This window comes from Nostoc sp. (assembly GCF_036917465.1).
Lineage (GTDB): Bacteria > Cyanobacteriota > Cyanobacteriia > Cyanobacteriales > Nostocaceae > Nostoc.
Map to the genome: position 1 here is coordinate 56,651 of NZ_JBALDL010000079.1, position 13,442 is coordinate 70,092.

9 protein-coding genes and 2 pseudogenes are annotated in these 13,442 nt (G+C 42.3%); 5 read left to right on the top strand and 6 right to left on the bottom strand.

Annotated elements, in window-relative coordinates:
- Nucleotides 1-3: 3 nt before the first annotated feature.
- Nucleotides 4-93: pseudogene (locus tag V7K38_RS19070) on the top strand (element excision factor XisH family protein); the annotation flags it as partial.
- A 231-nt stretch (nucleotides 94-324) separates the two neighbouring features.
- Nucleotides 325-429: pseudogene (locus tag V7K38_RS19075) on the top strand (element excision factor XisI family protein); the annotation flags it as partial.
- Between the two features lie 79 nt (nucleotides 430-508).
- Here V7K38_RS19075 and V7K38_RS19080 read toward each other — a convergent pair.
- The 5 genes from V7K38_RS19080 to V7K38_RS19100 all read right to left on the bottom strand — a co-directional run bounded on the left by V7K38_RS19080 (nucleotide 509) and on the right by V7K38_RS19100 (nucleotide 7,823).
- The gene (locus tag V7K38_RS19080) at nucleotides 509-1,585 is read right to left on the bottom strand and encodes a PstS family phosphate ABC transporter substrate-binding protein (protein WP_334859962.1); all 1,077 of its coding nucleotides are present in this window, start codon (nucleotides 1,583-1,585) and stop codon (nucleotides 509-511) included.
- 254 nt (nucleotides 1,586-1,839) lie between these two features.
- The gene (locus V7K38_RS19085; RefSeq protein WP_334859963.1) at nucleotides 1,840-3,114 is read right to left on the bottom strand and encodes a serine/threonine-protein kinase; all 1,275 of its coding nucleotides are present in this window, start codon (nucleotides 3,112-3,114) and stop codon (nucleotides 1,840-1,842) included.
- 1,008 nt (nucleotides 3,115-4,122) lie between these two features.
- Nucleotides 4,123-4,749, bottom strand: a complete 627-nt coding sequence (locus V7K38_RS19090; RefSeq protein ID WP_334859964.1) for a cytochrome c oxidase subunit 3 — start codon at nucleotides 4,747-4,749, stop codon at nucleotides 4,123-4,125.
- Nucleotides 4,750-4,906: 157 nt separating this feature from the next.
- The gene (gene ctaD / locus V7K38_RS19095) at nucleotides 4,907-6,643 is read right to left on the bottom strand and encodes a cytochrome c oxidase subunit I (protein WP_334859965.1); all 1,737 of its coding nucleotides are present in this window, start codon (nucleotides 6,641-6,643) and stop codon (nucleotides 4,907-4,909) included.
- A gap of 88 nt (nucleotides 6,644-6,731) precedes the next feature.
- Entirely contained in the window at nucleotides 6,732-7,823 is a 1,092-nt protein-coding gene (locus V7K38_RS19100) for a cytochrome c oxidase subunit II (RefSeq protein WP_334859966.1), read from the bottom strand.
- 521 nt (nucleotides 7,824-8,344) lie between these two features.
- Between V7K38_RS19100 and V7K38_RS19105 the strand changes: the two genes are divergently transcribed.
- Both V7K38_RS19105 and V7K38_RS19110 read left to right on the top strand, forming a co-directional pair.
- Entirely contained in the window at nucleotides 8,345-9,259 is a 915-nt protein-coding gene (locus tag V7K38_RS19105) for a COX15/CtaA family protein (RefSeq protein ID WP_334859967.1), read from the top strand.
- A gap of 202 nt (nucleotides 9,260-9,461) precedes the next feature.
- Nucleotides 9,462-10,415, top strand: coding sequence for a heme o synthase (locus V7K38_RS19110; RefSeq protein WP_334859968.1), 954 nt, complete (start codon nucleotides 9,462-9,464; stop codon nucleotides 10,413-10,415).
- Nucleotides 10,416-10,640: 225 nt separating this feature from the next.
- Here the strand turns inward: V7K38_RS19110 and V7K38_RS19115 are convergent, their stop codons facing one another.
- On the bottom strand, nucleotides 10,641-10,838 hold the full coding sequence (locus V7K38_RS19115; RefSeq protein ID WP_334859969.1) for a hypothetical protein: 198 nt from the start codon (nucleotides 10,836-10,838) through the stop codon (nucleotides 10,641-10,643).
- Between the two features lie 149 nt (nucleotides 10,839-10,987).
- Between V7K38_RS19115 and V7K38_RS19120 the strand changes: the two genes are divergently transcribed.
- Nucleotides 10,988-13,342: a ComEC/Rec2 family competence protein gene (locus tag V7K38_RS19120; RefSeq protein WP_334859970.1), complete on the top strand. Its 2,355-nt coding sequence runs from the start codon at nucleotides 10,988-10,990 to the stop codon at nucleotides 13,340-13,342.
- The last annotated feature ends 100 nt before the right edge of the window (nucleotides 13,343-13,442 follow it).

Genomic DNA, 13,442 nt, shown 5'->3' on the forward strand with positions numbered 1-13,442 from the left:
AACATGGCTAAAGATGTTTTTCATCAACAGGTAAAAAAAGCATTAATTAAAGATGGGTGGATAATTACTCACGATCCTTTTACAATTCGTATTAGAGGTTGAATGAACAAGTATTTCGCTGTGATTTTAGGCACTTAGCGATCCCCCCTAACCCACGCCACTTGCTCTACTTGGGGAGACCCCAAGACCGCAGTGGCTCCCCTTAAAAAGGGGGGAAACGGAATCAAAGTCCCCCTTCTTAAGGGGGATTTAGGGGGATCTAGAACTTTTTGATACCGACAAGAGGACTTTTCAAACAACCTCTTAGTGAAGCAATTAAACGAGTCTGTTGCTGAACGATTGGTTGAGTTAGGTGTACCACCTTCTAATATTGTGATTGGGTTTCATTCTCCTTTTAAACGGCAATTTACTTCTTATGCTGTCGAGTGATGGTGCGATTAGATCCCCGACTTCTTAAAGAAGTCGGGGATCTATCTATGGGAAGGGGGTTAATTGTTATCCAAATCTACTAGCGAACGCTGACGAAACCAGCTTGCTCAATTGCCCTTTGTCCCTGGTCAGTTAATAAAAGTTGGGTGTACGCATCTCCAATCTGCTGTTCCCTACCTTTATTCTGCTTAATAATCACAAACAAATTAGCAATTATTGGATAGCTGCTATCTTTGATAGCTTGAGTATTTAGCTGGTTGCGCTGACGTGGACATTGCTCAGGCGATACCATCGGTTTACGGTAGGGGGGAATTAGCTGACCAGAAGTTCCACGCAATGGCAAAGCCTTCACACTACATTGAGGCACTACTGAACGGGCAGAAGCATAATATATAGCACCAGGTATTTTACTGAGTTGGCGTACTGCCTCTGTTGTAGAGTAGACATATTGCACATTAGAGCCAAGTAATTGTCCTTTCAAGTCGTTGTTACTAGATAATATTACTGTATCTGCGTCCTCTGGTCTTTGAGACAAAGGTGTGATGGGTAGGTTTGGGCCACCTACTTGATTCCAGTTAGTAACTCGCCCCGAATAAATCTGCTGCAATTGGTCAACAGTTAAACCTGACACATTCAGTGATGGGTTGACTACCACTGCGATCGCATCCATACCTACCTGACGTTGCTCAAGGGTGAAGCCTCGCTCTTTTGCCATAGCTTGTTCTTCATCTGTAAGGGGACGAGAAGACTGAGCAAAGTCTATTTTCCCATCAAGTAACATCCGAATGCCTGAGCTAGAACCAGGGCTAGCATTAGTAGGGTCTACATAACGTAATTGTAGTTCCGGGCGATCGCTCTGGATCTGAGAATCTACCAATTGCCGGATAGATGCCCAAGCTGTACTTCCTCCATAGTTAAATGAGGCATTGGGGACATCTGCAACTGTCTGAAAACTGGATGCAGTATTAGAGACGGTCTTAAAACTTTGATTAGAAGAAGAGTCAATGCTGTTACGGGACAATAAATTCGGCTTCAGTAACCACCAAAGCAATCCGCCAATAACCATAAGTGTCAGCACTTTCCCAATAATCAAACCTCTAAGAAAGAGGGCTATTTCGCTGTTAATTAAAGCTTTTTTTTGATTTGTATTGTCCATATTTTTAAATATTGTTTATTATAAGTATCTTACAGGAATCTATAACTATTTATCCTAAAATAAATTTTAGAATATTTAGGATTAAAGCAAGTTGTATTAGTTAGTTAATAGCCGTTTTTCTGACTCCTATTAAATTATGGATTTTTCTTATAGCTAAGATTAATATTTTATTGTTTAACAAACTTAGGACAATTCAAATTGTCTTCTTTCCCCTTGCTTGTCTACAGAATAACTTCATACATTAAAGCAGATTTCTATCGTCCGTGAGATGTAATTTGCTTTTTAGTAGTATTTGCAATGGTGCAATTGCTTTTACAAACTCCTCTTTTTGCTAATGATTTCGGTATTAGGCTATTAACATTGACATTCGTGAAGCGTGGCTCAACCAGTCTTTCTATAAAATTATTTAATTGAGTAGGTTGGTTTGGAGACGATGTACCTGTATTAATAAACATATAAATTAACACTATCACTATCAAACTAGTGGTAGCACCAAGTCCTATTCCCAAAAGCAAAATAAAGTTTTTATAACTCAGTAAATAAGTATTATCCGTGTTTGACTTGATGCCAGCAGATTCTGAAGATTCTGATAACGCCAGATCGTAATTAAGTGCTTGTAAAGCTTCTGTGGCAGATTGATAACGTTGGTTGTAGCGATCGCTGACCATTGTATCTAAAATGTTTGCAAGAGCATCACTTACCTCTACCAGATCGCGCCAAATAACTCCTCCAGTAGTGGGATCTTCTTGTAGTTGCTCAGGTATTAAACCTGTCAAAGCTTGAATGCCAATCATCCCTACTGCATAGATATCGCTGCAAAGTTTTGGCTTTCCTTTAGCCTGTTCGCTTGGCATATAGCCAGGGGTTCCAACAGAAATTGTTAAGCCTGCTCCCAAAGCACCAATTTTCTTAATACTTCCAAAGTCAATTAGCACAATTTTCTGATCTGAATACCGCCGCATTAAATTCTGGGGCTTAATATCCCTGTGAATAATGTTATTTTGGTGGACAAATGCCAGCACTTCCAGGATATCTTTTAATAAATTTAAAACTGCATTCTCGCTCAGATGCTGACCTGGTATAATTTCTTGAGTTAAGGCATGACCATCAATAAACTCCTGGACTAAATAGAAATCTCCATCCTCATCAAAATGAGCAAACAGTCTAGGAATTTGATCGTGGTCGTTGCCTAATTGATATAAAACTTCCGCTTCCCGTTCAAATAGCTTCTTTGCAATGGGTAGAACAGCAGGATTGGAATCTTTTGGATGGAAATGTTTGACAACACAATGGGGTTGTCCTGGTAAATCTAGGTCTAAGGCTAAGTAAGTATCACCTGAGCCTCCACTTCCTAGGTGCTTGACAATCTCAAAGCGATTCCGAAGTATCTTTCTGGTAAGGGAGTTTTGATGTCTGTTACGTCTAGCACCTGCCAATAAGTAAGTATTACTAGATCCTCCGCTTCTCAGCAGTTTGACAGTCTCAAAGCGACTGCGAAGTGTTTTTCTTACTAGAGGGTTCTGGCTCATTGCTTGGCTGAGATTATATAAATACTTGTCGCTAGATTGTTGGTATTTGAGGCTAGTCAGCTTCTCAGGCAACCTATGCTTTGGATCATTTTTATAGCTAGCCCCTTGATTTGGTTAATTTAATACCTTCATTAGTATTTTAATATAAAATTTATTTCTGTGAATACTTAAGTAATTTTCTCACTTAAGTAAATGTAACACTAGTTCAGACTATTTAGAACTGTAGGCAGAAGTAAATATTCTGGAGTTAAGACAATTTATATTAACTTTGAGCCTGTTTACTGATAAAACCTTGGAGAGTGAAATTTAAAAGCACAAATATTCTTACTACATACGCAACAGTTTTGCTACTCTGCTTTAGAGATAACTTAAGTAGTGAGGTGTAAATCAATTAAAGTTTGTAAGTAGGTAGGCGTAATTAAATATAAGATCAAACCTCACCCTCAATCCCTCTCCAAAGTATCGGAGAGGGAAGCCGCAGGTAGAGTGAGGTTTTATACTCAATTTGACCCACTTATTTAGTAAGGACTTTAAGTAAGTCGGTGAGAATACCTCAAACTATATTAACTAATGTAAAAAATATTGAAATTAGTTCTTAGCGTTCGCGTAGCGTTTCGTAGTGAGGGCTGAAGCCTTGACTACAAACCTTTAATTATTTACGCCGACTTACTTAGTCTTAACAATCTTTGTTTTGCGATATGAATCGCTCACTATAAACTTAGTCAGGACTTACGCAAAAGATAGCCTAAACCTTAATTTCCCAGTAGGGGTAATTCATGAATTGCCCCTACGATAGATGTGATTTTAAAATCATCTATATTAGGTCTTCTCTACCAATGCGTAAGTCTTATTGTATTTAGCAAAAGTAACAAAGGGATTAGCCTATACTTGTTTTAATATATTTTCTGGAAACATTATTAGGTAAAGAATAAAACTATTAATTAAAAAAGCCCCCAATAGGGGGCCGATTAAGTTGTTCGCGTGGAATAAACAACTAATAATTAATACTCACAGTAGATACAGTAATCCGAACAAAATAATCCAAATCACGTCAACGAAGTGCCAGTAGATTTCAGCTGCTTCAATGCCGAAGTGCTTTTCGTTACTGTAGTGACCCGGTTGGCGCGATCGCCATAACACGGCAACAATTGCTAAAACGCCGATGGTAACGTGCAATCCGTGGAAACCGGTCAAAACGTAAAATGCACTGGCAAATAAATTGGTAGTTAAACCAAATTCTAAATGGGTATATTCATATACTTGCCCTACCAAGAAGATAGCACCCATTGCCGCCGTAATTGCTAACCAGATTTGTGCCCCCCGCGTATCGTTCTTTTTAATAGCAGTGTCAGCATTGTGCATGATAAAACTACTAGAAATCAGATTGATGGTGTTTACTCCAGGTAATAATAGTTCTAACTCTGGGGTACCGGCTGGAGGCCACGCAGGTAAGGTAGCACGGAAAGCTAAGTAGGCTCCGAATAAGCCCATAAAAATCATCCCTTCAGCAATCAGGAAGACATATAGACCAAACAGGCGATGGTCTGGATGTTCTTCGTGATGACTAACAGACGCTTCTGCCGCGTGGTGATGATTTAGTTCGGTTTTAGCTGGGTCAATAGTTTGACTTTGCATGAATTTTTATAAGTGGAGAATTGGGCATTGGGCATTGGGCATTGGGCATTGGGCATTGGGCATTGGGCATTGGGCATTGGGCATTGGGCATTGGTAAGAGAATTGATTAACTAGTCCATAGTCCCCAGCCCCCAGTCCCCAGTCCCCAGTCCTCTATTTATTTCCTGTCTTCGGGATTAGCAGCAACGGCTGGATCGGGTTCTGCTCTTAATACTGAGTTTGGCCCTCCAGACAAGATTGGATTGGGATCAGATAAAGGTACATCTTCGTTAGCCCTTTCCAAACCGTAGTCGTAGGGGCCTGTGGCCAGTACTGGGGTTTGATCAAAATTCTCGATCGCAGGTGGTGAGGTTGTCATCCACTCTAAGGTAAGCGCCCTCCAGGGATTATTACCAGCTTTCTCGCCGTATAACCAACTCCAAATCGCATTAAAGATGAAGGGGAATGTCGAAATTGCTAGGATGTAAGCGCCATAAGTGCAGATTTCATTGAGAAAGGTAAATTTGGGGTCATATTGAGCGATGCGGCGATTCATGCCCATTAATCCCAGCTTGTGCATGGGTAAGAAGGTCATGTTTAGACCAACTATTGTTAAGGCAAAGTGAACCTTACCCCAAAATTCGTTCACCATCCGTCCCGTCATTTTTGGGAACCAGTGGTAAATCGCCGCATAAATGCCGAGAACACTACCGCCAAATAGGACGTAGTGTAGGTGTGCTACCACAAAATAGGTGTCGTGAACGTGAATATCAAAAGGCACTGATGCCAACATTACACCACTGATCCCGCCAATCACAAAGGTACCAACAAAGCCAATGGCGAACAGCATGGCACTGTTAAGTCGGATTTTTCCGCCCCACATCGTTGCTAACCAACTGAAAATTTTAATTCCCGTAGGTACGGCAATGATCATGGTGGTGATCATAAAGAACATCCGCAACCAACCGGGGATACCACTGGTAAACATGTGGTGTGCCCAGACGATTAGCCCCAAAAAGCTGATGGCTAGAGACGAATAAGCGATCGCTTTATAGCCAAAAATCGGCTTGCGGGAATGGACGGGGATAATTTCTGAAATTGCCCCAAAAAATGGCAAAATCATGATGTAAACGGCTGGGTGAGAGTAAAACCAGAACATGTGCTGGTATACAACCGGGTCGCCGCCGCCAGTTGGGTTAAAAAATGTTGTCCCAGCAATTAAGTCAAAGGCAAGCAGAATTAGACCTGCTGCTAACACTGGCGTAGAGACCAAAGTCAGTGCCGAGGTAGCAAACATCGCCCAGCAGAACAAGGGCATTTGGTGAACCCCCATACCGGGGATACGCATCTTGAGCAATGTGACGAGAAAATTAATTGCCCCTAAAATCGATGACGTACCTAGTAAAAGGACGCTCATAATCCAAATTCCCTCACCCACTTGGCCTGTTACCAAGCTCAGGGGAGGGTAGGAAGTCCAACCCGCATCCGGTGCATCGCCTACCAATAAACTAGCGATCAACAATAAACCCGCAGGGGGAATCATCCAAAAGGCAACAGCATTCAAGCGCGGAAATGCCATATCCCTTGCCCCAATCATCAAGGGAATGAGGAAGTTTGCAAAACCCGCACCAGCTGGCACAATCCACAAGAAAATCATGATTGTGGCGTGCAGCGTAAATAAGCTGTTATAGACTTCAGGGGTGACAAAATCGACTTCTGGGGTTCGCAGTTCTGTACGAACCAAGTCAGCCATCACCCCACCAATACAGTAAAAAATGAACGTAGTGACTAGATATTGAATTCCAATCACCTTATGGTCGGTGTTGAAGCCAAAGTAATCTTGCCATTTTCTGATCCCTGGTTCCTCAGCAAGGGCGGGGATATTGGCAGTTTCTTGCAACTGAGCTTGTGTCATAGTCGTTAGTCATTAGTCATTAGTCATTGGTCATTGGTCATTGGTCATTGGTCATTAGTCATTGGATTTTGACTAGATAATATATTGACTAATGGTGAACTTGATGGAGGATTTCTGGCTTAATTCCCATGTCCTTGGTGTAAGGAGCAAGAAATTCATTTGGGGATAGATTCGCAGGGTTAACAGCAACGGCTTGATTGAGTATTTCTTTGCTGGCAACTAGCTGTTCTTGAACCCATTTGTCAAAGGCTTCTTCTGACTCAACAACTACTGGCGCTCTCATTGCACCGTGGTAGGGGCCACAAAGTTCAGCACAGATCAGGGTATAATCTCCTGCTTTATTGGGGGTAAAGCGAATCTCGCTTTGTCTACCTGGGATCGCATCTTGTTTCAGGCGGAACTCTGGAACCCAAAAGGCATGGATGACATCGTTGGCTGTCATACTGATTTGCACTTCTCGCCCGATGGGGACGTGCATTTCACCTGTAGTTATACCAGTTTCAGGATAGGTGAAAATCCAGGCATATTGTAAACCAGTGATGTTGACCTGTAATCCTGCTGGTTTGCCTGCTTTATCAGGAGTTGCCCCTGCCCCAATCGTGGGAGAAACAACCCCTACACCAGGGGCATCCCGCTTTTGGGGAATTTGGTCAGCATTACGAACTTCTGCTGTAGCTGGGTCTTGCATTGCCTCATCAGATTTTTCTTGATTGAGGTTCGGTTCGCTGCTAGGAGTAGTATCGCTTAAAGTTGCAGCCATAGCACTGCCAGACATTGCCATTGATTCCTGATTCATCGGTGCTGCTGCATGGATCGCATGGGGATCAAAGCCACCGATTTCGTTGTAAACATCAAAGCTGTAAACAGAAATGCCAAAAACGATAATTGCTGGGATCGCCGTCCAGAGAATTTCTAGAGGTACATTGCCCTCAACTGGCGGGCCGTCTTCATTGTCACCTGCACGCCGACGGTATTTAAATGCAGAGTAAATTAAAATACCTTCAACTAACAGGAATATACCTGTAGAAACGATCATCATCGCGTTGAACAGACCATCCACTAATACGGCTTCATCTGTTGCTGCTGTTGGCAACAGACCGTGATTTTGACCGTACCAAAGGCTGGCTAGGGTTAGCACGATGCCAATGAGTAATGTCCAGATTGAACTTGGAATCTTCACGGCTTACTTAATTGAATTTACTACGTTATCTTAAAGCTGCCCACTTATCTAAGGTAGTCTAGGCTGGAAGGCGTAGAGTCGAAAGGTCTGAAATTTTTATTAATTTTTTTAACTATTTTACTAATTTTGGGTACAAGGTGACTATCGGAAGGCAGAAGGCAGGGGGCAAGAAGTAGGACTAACCTAGAGCCATTTAAAACCGTGGGATTGAACTACTGGATTTTATACCCAAAACTAAAGTTTTAATTCATGATTATTTCCTCCTGTCCTCTGCCTTCTCTCAAAATCAATGAAAAAATTTAAGGAAAAATTTAGAATGCTTAAATTAATTGTCATCAATCAATTTTTCACATCTTGAAAAATACCTAAAGCTTCAGGCAAAACCTTTCTGGAGTGATTGAAAGTATAAGTGAGTGCTAATCTATAAACCCTAAGCCTATACGCTAGGGTGAAGATAGCACGCTAAAAGAACAATTGAAAATTTTAAGATATCCACCAAGAGCGGGCAGAAGGTATCCTTCATGAGCGAATTTGTCCTACAACAACAAAATGAAGCGGCGGTTGAGCAGCAAAAGCCCAAGGAAATGATTCGGCGCTTGGTGTGGAAAATATGCATAGCCACCTTAATTTTGATGGCAATAGGCAGTGCCACCCGCGTGATGAATGCTGGACTTGCTTGCCCAGACTGGCCCTTGTGCTATGGCGAACTCGTACCAGCCAAGCAAATGAACCTCCAGGTGTTTCTGGAGTGGTTTCACAGATTGGATGCAGCTTTAATTGGTTTAAGCGCGATCGCACTCTTCGGCTTATCCTGGTGGCATCGTCGTGTCTTACCCTCTTGGCTGCCTTGGGCATCCACATTCGCTCTGTTTCTCATCGTCTTCCAAGGCATCTTGGGAGGACTCACCGTTACCGAACTGTTGCGGTTTGATATCGTTACCGCTCATTTAGGAACGGCGCTGTTATTTTTTAGCACCCTGCTGATTATCGGCACGGCACTTACTCCCTATAAGGGCAATGGAACCGTTGGGAAGTTGCCTTGGGTAGGTTTAACTGCTGCTGTTCTGGTTTACCTGCAAAGTCTCTTGGGTGCTTTGGTAGGCTCTCGCTGGGCGCTACACCAATGCCTCGGCGATTCTCAACTTTGTACTGTGATGTACAGCCATATTGCTGGTTTGGTGCCGCCAACAGTGACAACCTTGACAATGGTATTTATCTGTTGGCGTACACCAGCGCTACATCCAGCCTTGCGGCGACTGGCAAATATAGCTGGGGGGTTGTTGAGCTTACAAATCTTGTTGGGATTCGCCACTTTCAAATTACATCTCCAAGTCGAGCCTCTCACCGTCTCTCACCAAGCTATAGGAGCAGCTTTACTGGGTACTTTGGTAGCTTTCACAGTTCTTGCATTACGTGATTCAGTTAGTGCTGAATAGGGAATGGGGCATTGAGAATGGGGCATTGGGCATTGATCCTTCTCCCTCATCTCCCCACTGCCTACTAAACGATGAAGGACGCAACGGCGAGTATTGCGATCTATGCACGCAGGTGGAGAAAATCTGTGTTTTGTTTGTCTGAAAGAGCCAGTTTGAGCGGGGCTGTATATAAGTTGTTGAAAAATAAGGAACCAGAGCCAAAATGATTGAGACTAATGTCTCTCGCCACCACGAAACATTTCTCCAGGTAGTTCAAAGTTATTACCAGCTAACGAAGCCTCGGATTATTCCGTTGCTTTTGATTACTACGGCTGGGAGTATGTGGATTGCTGCTAAGGGAGAAGTAGACCCATTGCTGTTGCTAGTAACTCTCACTGGTGGCACAATGGCTGCTGCAAGCGCCCAGACGATTAATTGTATCTATGACCGGGATATTGATTATGACATGGAGCGGACGCGCCATCGTCCCATGCCTTCCGGTAAAGTTCAGCCGCGCGATGCTCTAATTTTTGCGATCGCACTAGCAACGATTTCCTTTACACTCTTGGCAGTATTTGCCAACCTGTTAGCCGCACTGCTAGCTTTCTCTGGTATCGTCTTTTATATTTTGGTCTATACCCACTGGCTAAAACGCCACACCCCCCAGAATATCGTTGTTGGTGGGGCAGCGGGGGCAATTCCGGCGTTAGTGGGTTGGGCTGCTGTCACAGGGACTTTAAGCTGGTCAGCATGGTTAATTTTTGGCATCGTCTTTTTGTGGACACCACCCCATTTCTGGGCGCTAGCTCTGATGATTCGGGATGATTACGCAAAGGTTGGCATACCAATGCTACCTGTAATTGAAGGTGATGCAGCAACAGTACGTCAGATTTGGTACTATACGCTGTTAACTGTAGTTGCAACCGTGTTATTGTTTTATCCCTTGGGTGCGAGTGGAATTCTTTATGCTGCGATCGCCGTAAGTCTGGGAGGATTATTTATCCACAAATCTTGGCGGTTGTTGCACAATCCAGAGGATCGCGCTGTAGCTAAAGAGTTGTTTCTCTTTTCCATCTCCTACATGATGCTGTTGTGTCTGGGAATGGTCGTGGATAGTCTTCCTGTTACCCATAATCTAATTAGTGCGGCGATCAATCATCTGCATTTTATTGGTTAGTGGAGGGAGAGAAAATTTAGCGATCGCGTTGGTAAAAGGGCGCGATCGCATTTTCAGGAATTAAAAACTATACATAATAATTAGAGTTTGGCGGATTTGCGATTAAAAATAAAATTTCAGTTGTAACCAAATTGATTAAAAATTAAATCTTGAATCTAGAACGAACATTAAGGCTATAAGGATCAAGCCCGCACAGGCGGGCTTTGTTTGTATAAACTTGATGGACTATACTTCACCACAAGCATAAAATTTTTCGGCGTTGCTGATAAAAACAGATGAAAAGCTTATGTAGAAGCGTTCTAGGTGCAGATAATAAGAGTTTAGAATATTTGATTTTTGAATTTCATAACCAATTTCAGCAGCGTGGGTTGCTCCGCGTGGGTTTTTCTCTAAGTAGGTAGGCGTAATTAAATATAAGATCAAACCTCACCCTCAATCCCTCTCCGATACTTTGGAGAGGGAAGCCGGAGGCAGGGTGAGGTATTTAATTTGACCCACTTACTTATTGCTCCCCTAGCTATTTTTAAGCCAGCTGCAAATTCAGACTCTCAGGTGCTTTTACAAAAAATCTTATGATTCAAACCAGTGGTGTAATTATTTGTCTTGGCTACATTTTTGGGTTGCTGTTTACAGCAGTTCCTTGGGGTGGTGTGTGGATTTTGGTTTTGGGGATAGTGGGAGCAATTGTTTTTAGAAGACGTACCAGCCCACGGCAACTCGATCAGAAAGCAGAAAATGCTGGAAGCAAAAATAAGGCTGTATCTAACACTTGGCAAACTAATTCCCATCCTCGAATATGGCTAGCTGCTGGTTTGGTGGGATTATTGGCAACTGTATATTTTCAATGGCGAGTGCCGCAACCAGATGCAAAAGATATTAGTCAGTTCGTCCCACCTGGAAATAGCAATAATCAAGAACAACTTGTGATTGTTCGTGGGGAAGTGGCGAGTAATCCCCGATTAACTCGCAGTCAGCGAGGACAATTTTGGCTGGAAGCGACTCAGATAGATGAAGTCAAAAATGAAAACGGTTCAGTAGGTGTGCCAAAAGGTGTAACGGGCAAATTGTATGTGACAGTGCCTATACTTCAGGCTACTGGGTTATACCCTAGTCAACAAATTGCTGTGACTGGGATTTTATACAAACCAAAGGCGGCTTCCAATCCTGGTGGTTTCGATTTTCAGAAGTTTCTCAAGCAAGAAGGAACGTTTGCTGGTTTGATTGGGCGACAAATAAATGTTTTGGATCAGGAACGTAAATGGGGATGGTGGCAAATTCGAGAGCGAATTGTGCGATCGCAAGTTCGGTGGTTGGGTATCCCTGAAGGGCCTCTTGTGAGTGCAATGGTTTTAGGTAGCAAAGCTGTTGATTTACCCTACGATATCCGCGATTTGTTTGTACAAGCAGGATTAGCTCATGCTTTGGCAGCTTCCGGGTTCCAAACTTCTTTGATTTTGAGTGTGATCTTACAGTTAACGAGGCGGGCAAAAAAGGGAACACAATTTACCCTTGGGTTTTTGGCTTTAATTATTTTTCTGAGTTTAACAGGTTTTCAGCCTGCGGTTCTCAGAGCCGTAATTATGGGTTTTGCGGCATTAGTTGGGCTGCTATTAAAAAGGAAGGTAAAACAGTTTGGCTCATTACTATTAGCAGCAACTCTGTTATTAGTGTTTAATCCTCTATGGATTTGGGATTTAGGCTTTCAATTAAGTTTTTTAGCAACACTGGGATTAATTGTAACAGTACCTCCATTAGTCAACCGCCTAGCATGGCTACCACCTGCGATCGCTTCTTTGATTGCCGTTCCCCTCGCTGCGACTCTTTGGACTTTACCTGTACAACTTTTTGTGTTTGGAGTTGTACCATCTTATAGTCTGTTGCTGAATGTGGTTAGTACCCCATTAATTTCGATTATTAGTATCGGTGGTATCATTAGTGCCTTAGTGGGTTTAATTTGGACTCCCGCAGGAAGTTTCTTAGCTGCGGTGTTACATTACCCGACAGACTGGCTAATTAAACTAGTGGAATTTTTTAGCAAGTTGCCAGGAAATTCTGTTGCTGTCGGTAGTATATCTAGTTGGCAGCTTTTAGTGATTTACGCACTGATTATACTGGTTTGGCTAGTCCCTTGGTGGCAACGTCGGTGGTGGGTTGCTAATGTGATGGCAATCGGTTTAGTATTCATCCCCCTTTGGCATTCTACAAATACATTATTTAGAATAACGGTATTAGAATCTGGTACGGAACCAATTGTAGTTGTTCAAGATAGAGGGACTGTAACTGTAATTAATAGTGGCGATGAAGGAACTGGACGTTTCACAATTTTACCGTTTTTACAACAGCAGGGTGTAAATCAAATCAATTGGGCGATCGCAACTGATTTTCAAGGCAATGAAAGTAATGCTTGGTTGGAATTAATGCAACGTTTACCAATAAAGAATTTTTATGAATATTCTCCTAATCCAAAAAATTCTATTGCGACTCAGGCAATTCAACAAGAATTACAAAAATATCAGGGTTCTTACCAACCGATGGCAGTTGGTCAAGCTGTAAAAACAGGTTCAATAGTGGTACAGTTAATCAACGATCAATTACCTATTTTACAATTGCAAATTTTAGATCAGAATTGGTTATTAGTTGGTAATGTCAAGTCTAAAGAGGTACAACAATTAGTTAAAAATGGGAGTTTATCTCGGCCACAAGTGCTTTGGTGTTCTCCTCAGTCATTAAAAGATTTGGTTATTGCTCTGCAACCACAAGTAGCGATCGCGTCTTCTGCTAATTTTGATCCAAAAGTTTTATCTGAATTAAATCAAAGCAAAACGAAACTATTTTTTACAGGACGGGATGGGGCTATTCAATGGACTCCTGATGGTCAGTTTGAGGCGTTTATTGAAGCAGGAGAAAATAAGTCTTCTATCTTATAAAAAACTCACGAATAAGCAAAAAGAAAAGCCAGATATTTCTTTGTAAACAAGACTAACTAAAGATAGATGTATAGTCTTTTGGAAGGAAGTATCCTTTGAA

What these genes read in the sequence shown, in the direction of transcription:
- V7K38_RS19080 (WP_334859962.1), bottom strand. Translation starts at nt 1,585, where the DNA reads ATGGACAATACAAATCAAAAAAAAGCTTTAATTAACAGCGAAATAGCC.
- V7K38_RS19085 (WP_334859963.1), bottom strand. Translation starts at nt 3,114, where the DNA reads ATGAGCCAGAACCCTCTAGTAAGAAAAACACTTCGCAGTCGCTTTGAG.
- V7K38_RS19090 (WP_334859964.1), bottom strand. Translation starts at nt 4,749, where the DNA reads ATGCAAAGTCAAACTATTGACCCAGCTAAAACCGAACTAAATCATCAC.
- ctaD (WP_334859965.1), bottom strand. Translation starts at nt 6,643, where the DNA reads ATGACACAAGCTCAGTTGCAAGAAACTGCCAATATCCCCGCCCTTGCT.
- V7K38_RS19105 (WP_334859967.1), top strand. Translation starts at nt 8,345, where the DNA reads ATGAGCGAATTTGTCCTACAACAACAAAATGAAGCGGCGGTTGAGCAG.
- V7K38_RS19110 (WP_334859968.1), top strand. Translation starts at nt 9,462, where the DNA reads ATGATTGAGACTAATGTCTCTCGCCACCACGAAACATTTCTCCAGGTA.
- V7K38_RS19120 (WP_334859970.1), top strand. Translation starts at nt 10,988, where the DNA reads ATGATTCAAACCAGTGGTGTAATTATTTGTCTTGGCTACATTTTTGGG.